Origin of the sequence: Aeromicrobium massiliense JC14 (assembly GCF_000312105.1) — a bacterium.
Classification (GTDB): Bacteria; Actinomycetota; Actinomycetes; order Propionibacteriales; family Nocardioidaceae; genus Aeromicrobium; species Aeromicrobium massiliense.
The window spans coordinates 564,332-583,484 of the sequence record NZ_HE978638.1 but is presented as its reverse complement, the minus strand read 5'-3'; the positions used below and the strand labels follow the sequence as shown (position 1 = coordinate 583,484).

The 19,153-nt window shown below is 72.5% G+C and carries 18 protein-coding genes; 3 read left to right on the top strand and 15 right to left on the bottom strand.

The window, feature by feature from the left end:
• Positions 1-156 precede the first annotated feature (156 nt).
• From pyk to trpC, 8 genes are all read right to left on the bottom strand, one after another.
• Positions 157-1,599, bottom strand: a complete 1,443-nt coding sequence (gene pyk, locus HGAM_RS15605; RefSeq protein ID WP_019146437.1) for a pyruvate kinase — start codon at positions 1,597-1,599, stop codon at positions 157-159.
• 135 nt (positions 1,600-1,734) lie between these two features.
• Positions 1,735-3,201 carry a glutamate synthase subunit beta gene (locus HGAM_RS15600; protein ID WP_038951900.1) on the bottom strand — a complete coding sequence of 489 codons (1,467 nt, stop codon included), beginning with the start codon at positions 3,199-3,201 and terminating at the stop codon, positions 1,735-1,737.
• A complete protein-coding gene (gltB, locus tag HGAM_RS15595; protein ID WP_019146435.1) occupies positions 3,194-7,741 on the bottom strand; it encodes a glutamate synthase large subunit in 4,548 nt (1,515 codons plus the stop codon). Before gltB ends, HGAM_RS15600 begins: the two co-directional genes overlap by 8 nt.
• 117 nt (positions 7,742-7,858) lie before the next feature.
• The gene (locus HGAM_RS15590; protein ID WP_019146434.1) at positions 7,859-8,572 is read right to left on the bottom strand and encodes a VIT1/CCC1 transporter family protein; all 714 of its coding nucleotides are present in this window, start codon (positions 8,570-8,572) and stop codon (positions 7,859-7,861) included.
• A complete protein-coding gene (lgt, locus tag HGAM_RS19745) occupies positions 8,569-9,507 on the bottom strand; it encodes a prolipoprotein diacylglyceryl transferase (RefSeq protein WP_019146433.1) in 939 nt (312 codons plus the stop codon). Before lgt ends, HGAM_RS15590 begins: the two co-directional genes overlap by 4 nt.
• Positions 9,507-10,304 (bottom strand): tryptophan synthase subunit alpha, encoded by a 798-nt coding sequence (gene trpA / locus HGAM_RS15580; protein ID WP_019146432.1) that lies wholly within the window; start codon positions 10,302-10,304, stop codon positions 9,507-9,509. The genes lgt and trpA overlap by 1 nt, the downstream gene beginning before the upstream one ends.
• The gene (trpB, locus tag HGAM_RS15575; RefSeq protein ID WP_019146431.1) at positions 10,301-11,527 is read right to left on the bottom strand and encodes a tryptophan synthase subunit beta; all 1,227 of its coding nucleotides are present in this window, start codon (positions 11,525-11,527) and stop codon (positions 10,301-10,303) included. Before trpB ends, trpA begins: the two co-directional genes overlap by 4 nt.
• Before the next feature lie 108 nt (positions 11,528-11,635).
• Positions 11,636-12,442 carry an indole-3-glycerol phosphate synthase TrpC gene (gene trpC / locus HGAM_RS15570; protein WP_019146430.1) on the bottom strand — a complete coding sequence of 269 codons (807 nt, stop codon included), beginning with the start codon at positions 12,440-12,442 and terminating at the stop codon, positions 11,636-11,638.
• A 142-nt stretch (positions 12,443-12,584) separates the two neighbouring features.
• On the opposite strand from trpC, the gene HGAM_RS15565 reads away from it, so the two are divergent.
• From HGAM_RS15565 to HGAM_RS20180, 3 genes are all read left to right on the top strand, one after another.
• Positions 12,585-13,247: a hypothetical protein gene (locus HGAM_RS15565; protein ID WP_019146429.1), complete on the top strand. Its 663-nt coding sequence runs from the start codon at positions 12,585-12,587 to the stop codon at positions 13,245-13,247.
• A 9-nt stretch (positions 13,248-13,256) separates the two neighbouring features.
• Complete coding sequence (locus HGAM_RS20945; protein ID WP_019146428.1) at positions 13,257-13,640, top strand: DUF4190 domain-containing protein; 384 nt, start codon at positions 13,257-13,259, stop codon at positions 13,638-13,640.
• A 64-nt stretch (positions 13,641-13,704) separates the two neighbouring features.
• Positions 13,705-14,082 (top strand): DUF4190 domain-containing protein, encoded by a 378-nt coding sequence (locus tag HGAM_RS20180; protein ID WP_019146427.1) that lies wholly within the window; start codon positions 13,705-13,707, stop codon positions 14,080-14,082.
• A 77-nt stretch (positions 14,083-14,159) separates the two neighbouring features.
• Here the strand turns inward: HGAM_RS20180 and HGAM_RS15550 are convergent, their stop codons facing one another.
• Genes HGAM_RS15550 through HGAM_RS21100 form a run of 7 tightly spaced genes read right to left on the bottom strand, consistent with a single transcriptional unit; the run spans position 14,160 to position 19,045 of the window.
• Complete coding sequence (locus HGAM_RS15550) at positions 14,160-14,585, bottom strand: DUF2752 domain-containing protein (RefSeq protein WP_019146426.1); 426 nt, start codon at positions 14,583-14,585, stop codon at positions 14,160-14,162.
• A 1-nt stretch (position 14,586) separates the two neighbouring features.
• Positions 14,587-15,237 (bottom strand): RDD family protein, encoded by a 651-nt coding sequence (locus HGAM_RS15545; protein WP_019146425.1) that lies wholly within the window; start codon positions 15,235-15,237, stop codon positions 14,587-14,589.
• A gap of 22 nt (positions 15,238-15,259) precedes the next feature.
• Entirely contained in the window at positions 15,260-15,466 is a 207-nt protein-coding gene (locus HGAM_RS15540; RefSeq protein WP_019146424.1) for an HGxxPAAW family protein, read from the bottom strand.
• Between the two features lie 42 nt (positions 15,467-15,508).
• Positions 15,509-16,096, bottom strand: a complete 588-nt coding sequence (locus tag HGAM_RS19730) for a Trp biosynthesis-associated membrane protein (protein ID WP_019146423.1) — start codon at positions 16,094-16,096, stop codon at positions 15,509-15,511.
• Positions 16,093-16,431 (bottom strand): phosphoribosyl-AMP cyclohydrolase, encoded by a 339-nt coding sequence (gene hisI, locus HGAM_RS15530; protein WP_019146422.1) that lies wholly within the window; start codon positions 16,429-16,431, stop codon positions 16,093-16,095. The genes HGAM_RS19730 and hisI overlap by 4 nt, the downstream gene beginning before the upstream one ends.
• Positions 16,428-18,260, bottom strand: coding sequence for an ABC transporter ATP-binding protein (locus tag HGAM_RS15525; RefSeq protein WP_019146421.1), 1,833 nt, complete (start codon positions 18,258-18,260; stop codon positions 16,428-16,430). The genes hisI and HGAM_RS15525 overlap by 4 nt, the downstream gene beginning before the upstream one ends.
• Positions 18,257-19,045: an ABC transporter ATP-binding protein gene (locus HGAM_RS21100; protein ID WP_390622764.1), complete on the bottom strand. Its 789-nt coding sequence runs from the start codon at positions 19,043-19,045 to the stop codon at positions 18,257-18,259. Before HGAM_RS21100 ends, HGAM_RS15525 begins: the two co-directional genes overlap by 4 nt.
• Between the last annotated feature and the right edge of the window lie 108 nt (positions 19,046-19,153).

Below are 19,153 nucleotides of genomic sequence, written 5' to 3'. Positions count from 1 at the left end.
AGGCTCCTTTCCACCGGCAGGAACGTGCCGGACGATCCGAGTGGTGGAGCCACCCTCGCACACGCGAACGTGATCCGGAACACCTTTTGGGAGCGTTCCCACGAGACGGACGAGAAGAGGCCCGCACCCTCGTGGGGTGCGGGCCTCCTCGGCTGCTCAGCTCTCGTACGCGGGGGCGGCGGCGTTGACCGCGTCGCCGATGCGGTGGATGCGCAGCGCGTTGGTGGAGCCGGGGATTCCCGGAGGGGCACCGGCGACGATGACGACCTCCTCGCCGACCTCGCCCAGGTGACGCTCGAGCAGCGCCGTGTCGACCTGCAGCACCATGTCGTCGGTGTGCTTGACCTCGGGCATGAGGAACGTCTGCACGCCCCAGGTCAGCGCCAGCTGGTTGCGGGTGACCGGGTCGGGCGTCAGCGCGAGCACCGGGACGTGCGAGCGGTAGCGGGCCATGCGTCGCGCCGAGCCGCCGATCGTGGTGAACGCGACGACGTACTTGGCCTCGATCGACTCCGCGACCGTGGCCGCGCCGCGGCAGATGATGCCGGCGCGGGTCTTGGGCTGCCAGGTGTAGGCGGCCATGCGCGGCAGGCCGTGGTCCTCGGTGGACTCCACGATGTTGGCCATCGTGCGGACCGTCTCGATCGGGTAGTCGCCCACGCTGGTCTCGCCCGAGAGCATGACCGCGTCGGCGCCGTCGAGCACGGCGTTGGCGACGTCGGAGGCCTCGGCGCGCGTGGGGCGCGGCGAGGAGATCATCGACTCCAGCATCTGCGTGGCGACGATGACCGGCTTGGCGTTCCGGCGGGCCTTCTCCACGATGTGCTTCTGCACGATCGGGACGTCCTCGAGCGGCAGCTCGACGCCCAGGTCGCCGCGGGCCACCATGAACGCGTCGAAGGCGTCCATGATCTCGTCGAGGTTCTCGACCGCCTGCGGCTTCTCGATCTTGGCGATGATCGGACGCTTGACGCCCTCCTCGTCCATGATCGCGCGGACGTCGTCGGCGTCGCTCGCGTTGCGGACGAACGACAGCGCGACGTAGTCGACGCCGGCACCGAGCGCCCAGCGCAGGTCGGAGACGTCCTTCTCGCTCATCGCGGGGACGCTGACGTTCACGCCGGGCAGGTTGATGCCCTTGTTGTTGCTGACCGGGCCGGCGACCTCGACCTCGGTGACGACGTCGGTGGCCGTCACCTCGCGGGCGACCAGGCGGACGCGGCCGTCGTCGACCAGGATCGGGTCGCCGGGCGAGACGTCGCCGGGCAGGCCCTTGTAGGTCGTCGAGCAGCGCGTCGCGTCGCCCTCGATGTCGTCGACGGTGATGGTGAAGGAGTCACCGACGCTCAGCTGGTGGGGCCCGTCCGCGAAGCGACCGAGGCGGATCTTGGGGCCCTGGAGGTCGGCGAGCACGGCGATGGCCTTGCCGGTCTCCTCGGCCACGCGGCGCACGGCGTCGAGCCGTCGCTGGTGGTCGGGCACGTCACCGTGGCTCATGTTCAGACGAGCCACGTCCATGCCGGCCTCGGCCAGCTGGAGCAGGGTCTCGTAGGTGTCGACAGCGGGCCCGAGGGTACAGACGATCTTGGCTCTACGCACGGGTCCACCCTATCGACCCGTCCTCCACTACCGCACCCGAGCCCCGCATTCGTGAGACGTCGCTCACGTGAACGGACGACGACGAAGGGGCCCGGCGCGGTGCCGGGCCCCTTCGGTTCGTGCGTCGGACGTCGCTCAGACGACGACCGGGCGGGCGTTCGGCGGGATCGGCGCCGGGAGCGCCGTGCTGCCGGTCAGGTACGCGTCGACGCCCGCGGCGGCCGAGCGGCCCTCCGCGATGGCCCACACGATGAGCGACTGGCCACGGCCGCAGTCGCCGGCGACGAACACGCCGTCGACGCTCGACATGTACCTCTTGTCGCGCTTGACGTTGCCGCGCTCGTCCAGCTCGCAGCCGAGCTGCTCGACCAGGCCGCCGGTCTCCGGGCCGGTGAAGCCCATCGCGAACAGCACCAGCTGCGCGGGGATCTCGCGCTCGGTGCCGGCCCGCTCGGTGAGCTTGCCGTCGATGAGCTCGACCTCGACGATGCGCAGGGCCCGCACCTGGCCGTCCTCGTCGCCCAGGAACTCCTGGGTCGAGACCGAGTAGACCCGCTCGCCGCCCTCCTCGTGCGCCGAGGCGACGCGGAAGAGCATCGGGTAGGTCGGCCACGGCTGGTTCTCGGGACGGTCGTCGCCCGGCTGCGGCATGATCTCCAGGCTCGTCACCGAGCGGGCACCCTGGCGGATCGCCGTGCCCAGGCAGTCGGCGCCGGTGTCGCCGCCGCCGATGATGACGACGTCCTTGCCGGTGGCCACGATCTGGTCGTCGACCGTCTCGCCGAGCGCGACCCGGTTGGCCTGGGGCAGGAAGTCCATGGCCTGGTGGATGCCGCCGAGCTGGCGGCCCGGGGCGGGCAGGTCACGGCGCACGGTCGAGCCGATGGCCAGCACGACGGCGTCGTAGCGGTCGCGCAGCTGCGCGCCGGTCAGCGACTCCCCCACGCGGACGCCGGTGCGGAACACCGTGCCCTCGCGCTTCATCTGGTCGACGCGGCGGTCGACCTGGACCTTCTCCATCTTGAACTCGGGGATGCCGTAGCGCAGCAGGCCACCGGGCTTGTCGTCGCGCTCGTACACCGCGACGGTGTGGCCGGCCCGGGTCAGCTGCTGGGCGACGGCCAGGCCCGCGGGGCCCGAGCCGATGACGGCGACCGTCTTGCCGGTCAGCCACTCCGGCGGCTGCGGCTTGACGTTGTGCCGGTCCCAGGCCTTGTCGATGATCGAGACCTCGACGTTCTTGATCGTCACCGGGTCGCGGTTGATGCCCACGACACAGGCCGTCTCGCACGGCGCGGGGCACAGCCGGCCGGTGAACTCGGGGAAGTTGTTCGTCTTGTGCAGACGATCGATCGCCTCGTCCCAGTCGTCGCGCCAGACCAGGTCGTTCCACTCCGGGATCAGGTTGCCCAGCGGGCAGCCGGAGTGGCAGAACGGGATGCCGCAGTCCATGCAGCGTCCGGCCTGCTCGGAGATGATCGGCAGCAGCGCGCGGCCGACGCCTCCGGGGTAGACCTCGTTCCAGTCCTTCACCCGCTCCTCGACCGGACGCCGCTCGGCGCCCTGGCGGGGGTACTTCATGAATCCTCGGGGATCAGCCACGAGCGGCCACCTCCATCATGCGCTCCGTCGTCTCGTCCTCGGTCAGGCCCAGCTGCTCGGCCTCGGCCTTCGCGTCCAGCACCTTGCGGTAGTTCACCGGCATCACCTCGCGGAACCGGGCCACCGAGGCGTCCCAGTCCTGCAGCAGCTGCTCGGCCACGGCCGAGCCGGTCTCCTCGTGGTGCTTGCGCACCAGCTCGTGCAGCTCTTCAGCAGCCTGAGCGGCGGAGCCGCCGGCGTCCGGACCCGCCAGGGTCCGAACCTCCACCATCTCGGGGTTGACGAGCGACTCGTCGAGGTCGAGCACGTAGGCCTCGCCGCCGCTCATGCCGGCCGCGACGTTGCGGCCGGTGGGTCCCAGGATGACCACGCGGCCACCGGTCATGTACTCCAGCGCGTGGTCGCCCACGCCCTCCACCACCGCGGTGGCACCGGAGTTGCGCACGCAGAACCGCTCCCCCGCGCGTCCGCGCAGGAAGATCTCGCCCGACGTCGCACCGAAGCCGATCACGTTGCCGGCGATGGTCTGCGCCTCGGCGGTGAACCGCGCCTCGCGCGGCGGGCGCACCACGATGCGTCCGCCCGACAGGCCCTTGCCGACGTAGTCGTTGGCGTCGCCCTCGAGGCGCAGCGTGACGCCCCGCGGGACGAACGCGCCGAACGACTGGCCGGCGGTGCCGGTGAACGTGAGGTCGATCGTGTTCTCGGGCAGTCCCTCGCCGCGGTAGCGCTTGGTCACCTCGTGGCCGAGCATCGTGCCGACCGTGCGGTTGACGTTGCGGATCGGCAGCTGGGCGCGCACCGGCTCGCCGCGCTCGAGCGCGTCCGCGCTGAGCTCGATGAGCTGGACGTCCAGGGCCTTGTCCAGGCCGTGGTCCTGCTTCTGCACGTTGTGCCGGGCCGCGTCCTCGGGCAGCTCGGGCACGTAGAACACCGGCGAGAGGTCCAGGCCGGACGCCTTCCAGTGGTCGACCGCCTTGCGCGTGTCGAGCAGCTCGGCGCGGCCGACGGCCTCCTCGATCGAGCGGAAGCCGAGCTCGGCGAGCAGCTCGCGCACCTCCTGGGCGACGAACTCGAAGAAGTTCACGACGAACTCGGGCTTGCCGGTGAACTTCTCGCGCAGCTCGCGGTTCTGCGTCGCGACGCCGACCGGGCAGGTGTCCAGGTGGCAGACGCGCATCATGATGCAGCCGCTGACCACCAGCGGGGCCGTGGCGAAGCCGAACTCCTCGGCGCCCAGCAGCGCGGCGATGACGACGTCGCGGCCGGTCTTGAGCTGGCCGTCGGTCTGCACCACGATGCGGTCGCGCAGCCCGTTGATCAGCAGCGTCTGCTGGGTCTCGGCCAGGCCGAGCTCCCAGGGACCGCCGGCGTGCTTGAGGCTGGTCAGCGGCGAGGCGCCGGTGCCGCCGTCGTTGCCGGAGACCAGCACGACGTCCGCCTTGGCCTTCGCCACGCCCGCCGCGACCGTGCCGACGCCGACCTCGGAGACCAGCTTCACGTGGACGCGGGCCGACGGGTTGGCGTTCTTCAGGTCGTGGATGAGCTGCTTGATGTCCTCGATCGAGTAGATGTCGTGGTGCGGCGGCGGCGAGATGAGGCCGACGCCGGGCGTCGAGTGACGCGTGCGCGCGACCCAGGGGTACACCTTCGGGCCGGGCAGCTGGCCGCCCTCGCCGGGCTTGGCGCCCTGCGCCATCTTGATCTGCAGGTCGTCGGCGTTGGTCAGGTACTCGCTGGTGACGCCGAAGCGTCCCGAAGCGACCTGCTTGATCGCCGAACGACGCTCGGGGTCGTGCAGCCGCTCGGGGTCCTCACCACCCTCGCCGGTGTTGGACTTGGCGCCCAGCCGGTTCATGGCGATGGCGAGCGTCTCGTGCGCCTCCTGGCTGATCGAGCCGTAGCTCATCGCGCCGGTGGAGAAGCGCTTGACGATCGAGCTGACCGGCTCGACCTCGTCGACCGGCACCGGCGGACGCTCGCCGCGCTTGAGCTCGAACAGCCCGCGCAGCGTCATGAGCCGCTCGGACTGGTCGTCGACGCGCTGGGTGTACTGCTTGAACACGTCGTAGCGGCCCGTGCGGGTCGAGTGCTGCAGGCGGAACACGGTCTCGGGGTCGAACAGGTGCTCCGGCCCGCCGCGGCGCCACTGGTACTCGCCGCCGGTGTCCAGCATCCGGGGACCGGACTGGCCGCGCAGCGGATACGCCTTCTCGTGGCGCTCCTTCACCTCGGCGGCGATGACGTCCAGGCCGACGCCGCCCAGCTTGGACGCCGTGCCGGTGAAGTAGGCGTCGACGACCTCGTGGGACAGGCCGACGGCCTCGAAGATCTGCGCGCCGGTGTAGGACGCGACGGTCGAGACGCCCATCTTGCTCATGACCTTCAGGACGCCCTTGCCCAGGCCGTAGACCATGTTGCGCGCGGCCTTGCCCGGCTCGACGGACTCGACGTGGACGCCCTCGCGGGCCAGGTCCTCGGCGGTCTCGAGCGCCAGGTACGGGTTCACCGCGGTGGCGCCGTAGCCGACGAGCAGCGCGACGTGGTGCACCTCGCGGACGTCGCCGGCCTCGACGATGAGGCCGGCCTGCGTGCGCAGCTTCTGGCGGACCATGTGGTGGTGGACCGCGGAGGTCAGCAGCAGCGACGGGATCGGCGCCAGGTCGGCGTCGGAGTGACGGTCCGACAGCACGATGATGCGGGCGCCGTCGGCGATCGCGCGCGAGACGTCGGCGCAGATCTCGTCCAGCTTGGCCTTGAGCGCCTCGCCACCGCCGGCGACCTCGTACAGGCCGCGGACGACGTGCACCGAGAAGCCCGGCATGTCGCCGTCCTTGTTCATGTGCCGGACCTTGGCCAGCTCGTCGTTGTCGACGACCGGGAACGGCAGCTGCAGCATGCGGCAGGACGCCGGGCTCGGGGCCAGCAGGTTGCGCTCGGGGCCGATCGTGCCGGCCAGCGACGTCACGACCTCCTCGCGGATGGCGTCCAGCGGCGGGTTCGTGACCTGCGCGAACAGCTGGTTGAAGTAGTCGAACAGGTTGCGCGAGCGGTCCGACAGCGCGGCGATGGGCGTGTCGGTGCCCATCGCGCCGATCGGCTCGTAGCCGGTGCGCGCGATCGGGGCGATGAGCTGGCGCACCTCCTCCTCGGTGTAGCCGAAGACCTGCTGGCGACGGGTCACCGAGGCGTGGGTGTGCACGATGTGCTCGAGCTCGGGCAGGTCCTCGAACCGGACGAGGCCCGAGTACAGCCACTCGTCGTAGGGGTGCTCGGCGGCGAGCTCGCCCTTGACCTCGTGGTCCTCGACGACGCGGTGCTCGTCCAGGTCGAGCAGGAACATCGTGCCCGGCTCCAGGCGGCCCTTGCGCACGATCGTCTCGGGGTCGAGGTCGAGCACGCCGGCCTCGGAGGCCAGGACGACCAGGCCGTCATCGGTGATCCAGAAGCGTCCGGGGCGCAGGCCGTTGCGGTCGAGCACGGCGCCGATCTGGGTGCCGTCGGTGAAGCAGACGCAGGCCGGGCCGTCCCAGGGCTCCATGACGCTGGAGTGGAACTCGTAGAAGGCGCGACGGGCCGGATCCATCTCGGCGTCGTTCTCCCACGCCTCGGGGATCATCATCATCATCGCGTGCGGCAGCGAGCGTCCGCCCAGGTGCAGCAGCTCCAGCACCTCGTCGAAGGACGCCGAGTCCGACCCCTCGGGATCGCAGATCGGGTACAGCCGCTTCATGTCGCCGGGGATCAGGTCGCTCTCGAGCAGCGCCTCGCGGGCGCGCATCCAGTTGCGGTTGCCGCGGGCGGTGTTGATCTCGCCGTTGTGCGCGATGAACCGGAACGGGTGCGCCAGCGGCCAGCTCGGGAAGGTGTTGGTCGAGAACCGGCTGTGCACGACGGCCAGCGCGGACTCCATGCGCTCGTCGAGCAGGTCGGGGAAGAACGCGTCGAGCTGCTCGGTGGTGAGCATGCCCTTGTAGACCAGGGTGCGGCTCGACAGCGACGGGAAGTACACGCCGAGCTCGCGCTCGCTGCGCTTGCGCAGGCAGAACGCCAGACGGTCCAGCTCCAGGCCGGTGCGGTGCTCGCGCTCGGAGCGGACGAACAGCAGCTCGAAGCGGGGCATGACGCTGCGCGCCATGGAGCCGAGCAGCGACGGCTCGACCGGCACCTCGCGCCAGCCCAGGACCAGCAGGTCCTCCTCGGCGGCGATCTTCTCGACCGCGACGCGCGCGGCGTGCGCCTCGTCCTCGGCCTCGGGCAGGAAGGCCATGCCGACGGCGTACTCGCCGACGGCCGGCAGGTCGAAGTCGGCCACGCCACGCAGGAAGCGGTCCGGGACCTGCATGAGGATGCCGGCGCCGTCGCCGGTGTTCTCCTCGGCGCCGACGGCGCCTCGGTGGTCCAGGTTGCGCAGGGCCGTCAGGCCCTTGTGCACGATGTCGCGGCTCGGCTCACCGGTGAGGGTGGCGACGAACGCGACGCCGCAGGCGTCGTGCTCGTAGGCCGGGTCGTAGAGCCCCTGGGCGGGGTAGGTGCGCATGATGCATGACCTCCACACGTCGTCGATCGTCCAGACCTGGGACGACGTTGGCCCGAGTCAGCACGGCCACATTACACGCAGATCACGTGCCGGCCGAACCGGCGCACCGCACGGGCGTCAAAGCCCGGCGCCGCCCACGAGGGAGCCGAAGCCGTAGGTGAGCGCCGCGGCGAGGCCGCCCAGCAGCAGCTGACGCAGGCCGCCGAACCACCACGGGCGGGAGGTCAGACGCGTGACGAGCGCGCCGCACCCGAACAGGGCGACGAGCGACACGGCGACCGCGGGCCAGACGGTGGCCGCGCCGAGCAGGAACGGCAGCAGCGGCAGCACGGCACCGACGGCGAACGAGCCGAACGAGGACACGGCCGCGAGCGTCGGGGACGGCAGGTCGTCGACGTCGACGCCGAGCTCGACCTCCGCGTGCACCCGCACGGCCTTCTCCAGGTCGCGGTGGATGTCGGCGGCCGCCTCGCGGGCGACGTCCTCGTCCATGCCCTTCTCGACGAACATCTCGGCGAGCTCGGCCTCCTCGGCGGGACCGTTGCCGAGGATCTCGGCCCGTTCCTTCTGCACCTCGCGCAGCGCGGCCTCGGACTGGCTGGCGACGGAGGTGTACTCCCCCGCGGCCATCGAGAACGCGCCCGCGGCCAGGCCGGCCAGACCGGCCAGCACGACCGCGTCGCGGTCGGCGGTGCCGCCGGAGACGCCCATGACGAGCGCGAAGTTGGAGACCAGCCCGTCCATGGCGCCGAACACGGCGGGCCGCAGCCAGCCGCCGGTGACGTCGGCGTGCTCGTGCCCGATCTCGCCGGCCGGCGCCCCCTCCGTCATGGCCGAGGCGTCTCCGGCTCGGAGTGCTCCGCGACGTCCTCGGCGGCCGGGTCGGTCGCGTCGTCGGCGTCGGCCGCGACGGCCTCGTCGCCGTCGGCGGGCGCGTCGACCTCGTGGCGGGGCATCATCGCGCCCGGCTCGTCGAAGCCCTTGCGCGTCGCCCAGACGAAGTAGGCCAGGGCGAGCACGAACATGATCACGGACGTCCAGACGTTCAGCCGGAACGGGCCGATCTCGTTGGCCGGGTCGATGCGCAGCTGCTCGATCCAGAAGCGTCCGGCCGTGTAGACCATGACGTAGAGCGCGAAGACGCGGCCGCCGTGCAGCCGGAAGCGGTGGCCGAGCCAGACGATGAGCGCGGCACCGAGCAGGTTCCAGACCGCCTCGTACAGGAACGTCGGGTGGAACGTCTCGAACTGCTCGAACCCGCTCGGCCGGTTGTCGGCGTCGATCTCCAGCGCCCACGGCACGGTGGTCGGCTTGCCGAACAGCTCCTGGTTGAACCAGTTGCCGATGCGGCCGACCGCCTGCGCGACGAGCAGGCCGGGCGCGAGGGCGTCGGCCAGGGCGCGGAACCGCACGCCGTACCGGTGGCAGGCGTACCACGCGCCGAGCGCGCCGCCGCTGACGGCGCCCCAGATGCCCAAGCCGCCCTCCCAGATGCGGAAGACGTCGGTCCAGTCCTGGCCGCCGCCGAAGTACAGCTCGTTGTCGGTGACGACGTGGTAGATCCGGGCGCCGACGATGCCGGCCGGGATCGCGAACATGGCGATGTCGCCGACGACCCCGGGACGTCCGCCGCGGGCCTGCAGACGGCGCTCCGCGATGACGATGGCCAGCACGGCGCCGATGATGATGCCGAAGGCGTAGGCGCGCAGGGGCACGGGTCCGAGGTGCCAGACCCCGCTGTCGGGGCTGGGCAGGTACGTGAGCATCAGGACCTCTCGACGCCCGCGCGGAGCTCGCGGGCCAGCTCGCGGACGGCGTCCACGCCGGCCGAGGGGGTGGGTGCGTCCAGCAGGCAGCGCACGAGCGCGGAGCCGACGATGACGGCGTCGGCGAACGCGGCGACCTCGTGCGCCTGCTCGCCGTTGCTGACGCCCAGGCCGACGCCGACCGGCTTGTCGGTGACGCCGCGCAGGCGCTGCACCAGGGTGGGCGCGAGGCTGCTGGTCTGCTGGCGCTGGCCGGTGACGCCCATGACGGCGGTCGCGTAGACGAATCCGCTCGCCGCCTCGGCGGTCATGGCCAGGCGCTCGTCGGTCGACGACGGCGCGACGAGGAAGATCTGGTCCAGGCCGTGCTCGCGCGCGGCGGCCGTCCACTCCCCCGCCTCGTCCGGCGTGAGGTCGGGGGTGATGAGGCCGGACCCGCCGGCGGCGGCGAGCCGCTCGGCGAAGGTGGCCACGCCCAGCCGCTCGACCGGGTTCCAGTAGGTCATGACGACCGTCGGTGCCCCGGTGGCGGCGCTGACGGCCACGACGTCGAACACGTCGCCCACCTTGGTGCCCGCGGCCAGCGCGGTGTCGGCGGCGGCCTGGATCGTGGGACCGTCCATGACCGGGTCGCTGTAGGGCAGGCCGACCTCGACCAGGTCGACGCCGCCCTCGACCATCGCCTCGATCGCCGCGATGGACGTCTTCTTGTCGGGGAAGCCGGCCGGCAGGTAGCCGACCAGGGCCGCGCGGTCCTCGGCGCGGGTGCGGGCGAACAGCTCGTCGACGGCGCTCACTCCTCCACCCCCTCCTCGAGGACGACCGGTCCGTCGATCAGGCCGAAGTACTCCGCCGCGGTGTGGACGTCCTTGTCACCGCGGCCGGACAGGTTCACCAGGATCGTGGCGTCCGGGCCCAGCTCCTTCGCCAGGCGCAGCGAGCCGGCCAGGGCGTGGGCGGACTCGATGGCCGGGATGATGCCCTCGGTCTTGCACAGCAGGTCGAAGGCGTGCATCGCCTCGGCGTCGGTGGCCGGGAAGTACGACGCCCGGCCGATGTCGGCCAGGTAGGAGTGCTCCGGGCCGACGCCCGGGTAGTCCAGGCCGGCGGAGATCGAGTGCGACTCCATCGTCTGGCCGTCCTCGTCCTGCAGCAGGAACGAGCGCGCACCGTGCAGGACGCCGACGTCGCCGCCGGTGATCGTGGCCGCGTGACGTCCGGTCTCGACGCCGTCGCCGCCGGCCTCGACGCCGTACAGCCTCACGTCGGCGTCGTCGACGAAGCCGGTGAACAGGCCGATCGCGTTCGATCCGCCGCCGACGCAGGCGACCGCCGCGTCGGGCAGGCGTCCGAGCAGCTCCAGGCTCTGGCGCCGGGCCTCGTCGCCGATGCCGCGCGTCAGGTCGCGCACCATCGCCGGGAACGGGTGCGGCCCGGCGGCGGTGCCGAACAGGTAGGTGGTGCGCTCGACGGTCGCGACCCAGTCGCGCAGCGCCTCGTTGATCGCGTCCTTGAGCGTGCGGCTGCCGGTGCGGACGGGCACGACCTCGGCGCCCAGCATCTTCATGCGGGCGACGTTGAGCGCCTGGCGCTCGGTGTCGACCTCGCCCATGTAGACCGTGCACTCCATGTCCAGGTAGGCGCACGCGGTGGCCGAGGCGACGCCGTGCTGGCCGGCACCGGTCTCGGCGATCGCGCGCGGCTTGCCCATCCGCTTGGCCAGCAGCGCCTGGCCCAGGACGTTGCGGATCTTGTGCGCACCCGTGTGGTTGAGGTCCTCGCGCTTGAGCAGGATGCGGGCGCCGGCGGCCTCGGAGAAGCGGGTCGCGTCGTACAGCGGGCTGGGGACGTTGGCGTACTCGCGCAGCATCCGGTCCAGCTCGGCGGTGAAGACCGGGTCGGCCTTGGCCTCGGTCCAGGCGGTGTCGAGCTCGTCCAGCGTGGCGATGAGGGCCTCGGGCATGAAGCGCCCGCCGAAGCGGCCGAAGTGACCGCTGGCATCAGGTTGTGCGTACGTCATGACGAATGTTCCTCTGCGAAGGGTCCGGTGGACGGCCGTCGACGATCACGAACGTCGCGGACGAGCCTCACCGGGAGGTGGGACGGGGCGGCGGGGCGGAACGCCGCGTCACCATCGGTGCTGCAGGGCGGGGTGCTGGCCGGCCGCGACGAGGTCGGCGACCGACGCGCGCGGGTCGTCGCCGCGCACCAGGGTCTCGCCGACCAGCACGACGTTCGCACCGGAGCGGGCGTAGGAGATGACGTCGTGCGGGCCCTTCACGCCGGACTCGGCGACCTTGACGACGTGGTCGGGCAGCACCGGCGCGACGCGTGCGAACGTGCCGGTGTCGACCTCGAGCGTCTTGAGGTTGCGGGCGTTGACGCCGACCAGGTCGGCGCCGGCGTCGACGGCACGCCGCGCCTCCTCCTCGTCGTGCACCTCCACCAGCGGCGTCAGGCCGATCGAGCGCGCGCGCTCGATCAGGCTCTCGAGCGCGTTCTGCTCCAGCGCGGCGACGATGAGCAGGGCCAGGTCGGCACCGGCAGCCCGCGCCTCCCACAGCTCGTAGGAGGTGGTGATGAAGTCCTTGCGCAGCAGCGGGACGTCGACGCGCGAGCGGACGGCGCGCAGGTCGTCCAGCGAGCCGCCGAAGCGGCGCTGCTCGGTGAGCACGCTGATCGCGGCCGCGCCACCGGACTCGTAGGCGGACGCGAGCGCGGCGGGGTCGGCGATCTCGGCGAGCGCGCCCTTGCTGGGGCTGGACCGCTTCACCTCGGCGATGACGGAGACCCCGTCCGCGCGGAAGGCGGGCATGGGGTCGATCGACGGCAGCTGGCGCGCGGCGCGCTCCTTGAGGTCCTCGAGCGTGGTCTGCGCCATGCGCTGATCACGGTCCGCGGCGACGCCCGCAAGGATGTCGTCGAGCACGGTCATCGTGGCCTCCTCCGATGCACCGGCCGCGGCACGGGCCGGAATGCGTCCCAGCGTAGTCCGAGCGCCCGTCACGCCGGACGACAGCCCAGCATCCGGGCCCGCCTCCGGGGTCCCCGTCCCACGCGTCGCTACGCTCCGGCCCATGGTCCCCGACCCGTCCGCCACGCCTCCCCCGCCCGAGCTGGAGCCGTTCGACTCGCTGGCCGCGGCCTGGCGCGTCCTCGCCGCCGACCCGGCCCGGGTGATCGGGGGCAGCGCCGTGGTGGTGCTGGCGGGCGTGCTGTCGGCCGCCGGCGTCCAGGCGCTCGCCGGCACCAGCCGGATCGCCTGGGCCTGCTGGGCGGTCGTGCTGGTCGCCTTCTGGCAGGTGCTCGCCGCGGTGCTCGTGCGCGCTGGCCTGGACGCCCTCGACGGGGGCGAGTTCGACGTCGTCCGGGCCGCGCGGTCGCTGCCCCTGCCCGACGTGGTGCTGACCGGGCTGCTCGTCGCGACGATGACCACGGTCGGCACGCTGCTGTGCCTGCTGCCGGGCGTCGCCGTCGCGGTGCTGACCGGGTTCACGCCCTACGTCATCCTGGTCGAGCGGCTCGGGCCGGTGGACGCCGTGCGCCGCAGTGGCGAGCTCGTCGTGCAGCACCTGGGCGACGTCGTGAGCCTCATGCTCCTCACGATCGGGATCGTGCTGGCCGGGCTGCTGGTGGTGTGCGCCGGTCTGGTGCTCGCCCTCCCGCTCGTCTACGTCGCGTGGGGGCACGCCTACCTGTGGTTCACCCGGACGCCGGACACGGGGCCCGCCGGGCCGTAGGCTCCGCCGGTGACCGATCACGACCCCGGCCCCGACGACCCGCACGACCTCCCGCCCTACGGCTGGGTGCCGCCCGACGAGCCGCCGTCCGTCCCGCCGCCCGGTGGCCCCGGATGGCCGCCGCCCGCGTGGGGGCCGCCGCCGCCCGAGCAGAACAAGAAGGCCCTGTGGTCGATGATCCTGGGGATCCTCGGTCTGGTCTGCTGCTGCTTCCTGCTCGGCGTGCCGGCGATCGTGCTCGGCATCCTGGCCCGCCAGGAGATCGACGCGAGCGGCGGGCGTCAGGACGGCGGCGGCATGGCGCTCGCCGGGCTCGTGCTGGGCGCGGTCAGCCTCGTCGGGACCGCCGTGTCCTGGGCGTTCAACTGGCTCGACCTGGTGCTGGCGTTCTGACCGGCCGGGCCGCCCCGCGCGTCGCAGCGCGCGTCGCCCGGCGAGATTCACTACGCTCGCGCGCATGACGACCAACGAGCCGCCGTACACCAACGACCCGAACCAGCCCGGCGGCCTGCCGCCGTACGGCTCCGGAGGCGACGTGCCCCCGCCGCCGCCCGGTGGAGGCTACGGCTACGGCGACGGTGGCTACGGCGCCCCGCCGGAGCAGAACAAGAAGGCCCTGTGGTCGATGATCCTGGGCATCGTCGGCCTGCTGTGCTGCGGCATCGCCGGCATCGTCGCGATCGTCCTGGGCAACCAGGCCAAGAAGGAGATCGCCGACAGCGCCGGCCGCCAGACCGGTGAGGGCATGGCCAAGGCCGGCTACATCCTGGGCATCGTCGCCGTCGTGCTGTGGGTCGTGGGCATCATCCTGCGGGTCGCCGTCTTCGCCAGCTGAGCCTCCCCGACGCCAGAAGCCCCCGGCACCACGTGGTGCCGGGGGCTTCGTCGTGCGTGGGTCGTCGTCGGGCCGGGTCAGGGCGCCAGCCACGCCCCGAACGGCAGGTTGCGGACGAGGCCGAACGCGACGACCCCGGCGATGATGACGGCGCCCGCCCGGCCGCTCAGGACGATCATGCGGGCGTCCCGCTCGCCCCGCCAGCGCCGCACGACCCAGACCACCCAGGCCACCGCGAGCACCGCGGCGAGCAGCACGGCCAGCAGGTTGCTGGAGATCGCGCCGACGACGTCGCCGTTGGTCAGCAGGTTCGCCGCCCGCAGGCCGCCGCAGCCCGGGCACGGCCGGTCGCCCACGAGCAGGAACGGGCAGTAGCCGTAGGAGCCGGACTCGTGCGGGTCGCGCACGTGCAGCAGCACGCCGGCGGCCAGGCCCGCGACGGCGACGCCCGCTGGTCCGCGCAGGGCGGACCAGCGGGCGTCACGGGTCGAGACGGTGCTCATGTCAGGCGCGGACGACGACCGAGCTGACGACCATGTCGTGCCAGGTGCGCTTGCGCGCGTCCCACAGCGGCCACAGGACGTCCAGGAAGCAGGCGTTCACGAAGATCGTGTACATGATGTAGCGCAGGAACGACATGCCCACGCCCAGCGGCTGACCGTCGTTCTCGCGCACCGCCTTGATGCCGACCCACTTCTTGCCCAGGCTCTGGCCGGTGCGGCCCATGCGGACGATCGAGTTCCAGATCGTGAACGCGATCGAGAGGATCGCCGCGAGCACCATGAGGATCCAGCCGAGTGGGTTGCCGGCGTCGTCGATCGTCTCGGTGCCGTCGAGGTTCGTGGTCGTCTCGGCGGTCGCGAACAGGATCACCAGGCCGATGACGAACGGCACGAAGGCGACCAGGAACGAGAGCAGCGAGTCCAGCAGGGTGGCGCCGACGCGCGACCACCAACCGGCGTACGGGTGCGCCGGGTAGCCGTAGCCCTGCGGCGGCGGGGCCGGCTGGTAGGGCTGTTGGCCGTAGCCCTGCGGGTAGCTGCCGGGCTGCTGCGGGCCGGGCTGCTGCGGGTAGCCACCCTGCTGCGGCGGCGGGGTCTGGCCGGGCTGCTGCGGGTCGCCGGGGTAGGAGGGGTACTGCGGGCCGTCGGTCATCGGGCTCCTCGGAGTCGCGAGATCAGTGGTGGTCGGCCTCGGCGCGCTTCGCGCCCAGGCCGGCGGCGGACATGACCGGGCCCACGATGCCAGCCGCGAGCGTCACACCGACACCGATCCAGAAGATCAGCCAGTTGGGCTCCGGCACGAGGCCGACGCCACCGATCGTCAGGCCGACCAGGGCCATGATGACGGCCGTCCAGGCGGCGGGGGTGGAGCCGTGGTGCATGGGTCTCTCCTCGAGTGCGCGGTGCGTGCGTGCGGCCACAGCCTACTGCGTCGGGTCGCGGCCCTCGTCGAGCGCCTTCCAGAGGTCGGCGGGTGACGCGTCCTCGGCGACGACCTCGTCGCCGGGCCCGTGCGCGGCCGGCGCGTCGTAGCGCCGGCCCATGGTCGGCCAGCGTCCGGCCAGGGCGGCGACGACGGCGCCCAGCACGGCCGCGAGCACGAACGCACCGGCCGTCACGAGCCGCCAGGCGGACTCGGCGACGACGTCCGGCTCGTTGGTGCCCGTGTACGCGGTGGACTCCTCGACCGCCTGGGCGAACGCGCTGCCGGTGACGTCGGCGGTCAGCACCAGCACGCAGGCCAGCACCGAGACCAGCACGACGAGCACGCCCACGACGCGGCGGACCCGGACGGACGCGGCCAGCACGGCGAGCGACGACGCGACCACCACGAGGGCCAGGGCCGCGGCCGCCGGCGTGACGTCGCGGCCGGTGACCGAGACGTCGTCGGGCAGCAGGCCGTCGGCCTCGACCGTCGCCTTCGCCCACACGCGGGTGGCGCCGAGGAACGCGAGTCCCCCGACCGCCAGCAGAGCCAGGACGACCGGGCCGTACAGCCGGCGGGCGTTCATGCCAGGCGGTCCGCGTCGAAGCAGGTGTGGTCGCCGGTGTGGCAGGCGGCGCCGGTCTGGTCGACGACGAGCAGCAGCGTGTCGCCGTCGCAGTCGAGCCGGACCTCACGCACCTGCTGCGCGTGCCCGGAGGTCTCGCCCTTGACCCAGTACTCCTGGCGGCTGCGGCTCCAGTAGGTGGCGCGGCCGGTCTCGAGGGTGCGGCGCAGCGCCTCGTCGTCCATCCAGGCGAGCATCAGCACGTCCTTGGTGGACGCCTCCTGGACGACGGCCGGGACGAGGCCGTTCGGGTCGCGCTTGAGCCGCTCGGCGACGGCGGGGTCGAGATCGCTCACGCGTCCATCCTCCCAGGCAGGTTCGACTGGGCGACCCAGCTGGCGTGCAGCCGGCCGTAGACGCCGCCCTCGGCCAGCAGCTGGGCGTGGCTGCCGTCCTGGACGAGCCGGCCGGCGTCGAAGACGAGCACGCGGTCGGCCGACTCGGCGGTGCTGAGCCGGTGCGCGATGGTGACGCTGGTGCGCCCCGACAGCAGCGTCTCGAGCGCCCGGGTGGCGCGCAGCTCGGTCTGCGGGTCGACCGCGCTGGTCGCCTCGTCCAGCACGAGCAGGGCCGGGTCGGCGAGGGCGGCGCGGACGAGGGCGACGAGCTGGCGCTCGCCGGCCGACAGCGACTCGCCCCGCTGGCCGACCTGGGTGTCCAGGCCCTGAGGCAGGCCGGCGAACCAGTCGGCCAGGCCGAGGTCGGTGAACGCGGTCTCGAGCTCGGCGTCGGTGGCTCCCGTGCGGCCGTACCGCAGGTTGTCGCGCAGCGTGGCGTCGAACAGGAAGCCCTCCTGGGGCACCATCACGACGTGCCGGCGCAGGTCGCTGAACGGGACGTCGCGCAGGTCGACCCCGCCGAGGCGGACCGCGCCCTCGACCGGGTCCATGAGCCGGGTGAGCAGCTTGGCGAACGTCGTCTTGCCCGACCCGGTCTCGCCCACGACGGCGACGCGCTGGCGCGGCGGGATCTCGACGTCGACGTCGGTCAGCACGCGCGGACCGCCGGGGTAGGCGAACGCGACGTCGTCGAAGCGGGCGCCGAGCGGCTCGTCGGGGATGGTGGTGCCCCGCTCCCCCGGGTCGACCACGTCGGCCGGGGTGTCGAGCAGCGCGATCACGCGGCGCCAGGACGCGATGGCGTTCTGCGCGTCCGTGATGACCTGGGTGGCCTGCTGGGCCGGGCCGACGAACAGGCCGACCAGGAAGGCGAAGGCGATCACCGTGCCCATCGAGAGCCCGCCGGCCACGCCCAGCACGACGCCCAGCGCGATGACGCCGGCGTTGGCCAGGCCACCGGCGACGCCGGCCGAGGCGAACGTGACGGCCACGATGCTCTGCGCCCGGATGTTCGCCCGGTAGTTGCGGTCGATGCCGGCGTCGACGCGGCGCTGGGTGCGGCGCTCGATCGCGTACGAGCGCACCACCGAGGCACCGACGACCGGCTCGGCGATGACCGCGAGCATCTCGCCCACCGTGCGGCGGACGGTGTCGTACGCGCGGCTCATGTGCTTGGCGAACAGCGTGAGCGACAGCCACAGCGGCAGGAAGCACACGAGCACGACCACGGTCAGCTGCCAGGAGTAGTACGCCATGATCATCGTCGCCACGAGCATCTGGCCGACGCTGACCACGATCATCACGCCGGTGAACTGCAGGAACAGCGAGATCTGGTCGATGTCGGAGGTGACCCGCGAGACGAGCACGCCGCGGCGCTCGCTGCTCTGGGTCAGCACCGAGAGGTCGTGGACGTGCCGGAACGCCCGGACCCGCAGGTCGGACAGGGCGACCTCGCTGCGGGTGAACAGGCGGATGCGCATGGCGTAGCCGGCCACCGCGGTGAGCAGCACGACGACGAGCGTCAGCCCGGCGTAGAGGAAGATCCGGCCCTCGTCCATCTGCGAGCCGTCGCCCAGGCCGTCGTCGATGGCGGCGCGCACGACGATCGGCACGATCGAGGCGCCCACCGTGCTCAGCAGGGCGAGGAACAGCGTGACGCCCAGGCCGTCCATGACCTGCGGCGAGAGGGCCAGGCCGCGACGGATGACGGCCCAGCCGGTCACCTCGTGCGCCTCGCTGGCCGGGGCCGGGGCCGCGGTGCGCCGCTCGGCGGTCGTGGTGGTCACTGGGCCTCCCGGGCCTGGTCGTAGGCGTCGACGAGGTCGCGGTAGGCCTCGGACCGGACGACGAGCTCGTGGTGCGGGCCGCGGTCGACGATGCGTCCGGCCTGCAGGAAGACGACCTCGTCGGCGAGCGCGATGGTGGCCTTGCGGTACGCGACGACGAGCACCGTGGGGCCGGTGCCGTCGGACGTGCGCGCGGCGAGCTCGGCCAGGATGCGCCGCTCGACGTCGGGGTCGAGCGCGCTGGTGGCGTCGTCCATGACGAGCAGCCGCGGGCGGCGCACCAGGGCGCGGGCCAGGGCGAGGCGCTGGCGCTGGCCGCCCGACAGGGTCGTGCCGCGCTCGCCCAGCTGGGTGTCGAGCCCGTCGGGCAGCGCCTGCACGAACGACTCGGCCTGGACGGTGCGGAGCGCGTCCCACACGGCGGCGTCGTCGATGCCCTCGCTGCCGAGGGTGACGTTCTCGCGCACCGAGTCGTCGAACAGGAAGGTCGACTGCGGCACGAGGGCGACCGTCGACGCGAGGTCGTCGTGGGTGAGCGTGCGGACGTCGACGCCGTCGAGCTCGACCCGGCCCTGCTGCGGGTCGACCAGGCGCACCAGCAGCGACGTCAGGGTGCTCTTGCCGCTGCCCGTGGAGCCCACGACCGCCGTGACCGAGCCGCGTCCGACGTGCAGGTCGAGGTGCGACAGCACCGGGCGGTCGGCGTCGGGGAACGTGTAGGTGACGTCGCGCAGGTCGAGCTGGACGGCGCCGCCGCCCGGCAGGGTGCGGTCGCCGTACTGCATCGAGCCGGTCGCGGCGAGGACGCTGTCGACACGGTCCCAGCTGACGACGCTGCGCGGCAGCTCGCCCAGCACCCAGCCGATGGCTCGGACCGGGAACGCGACGACGGT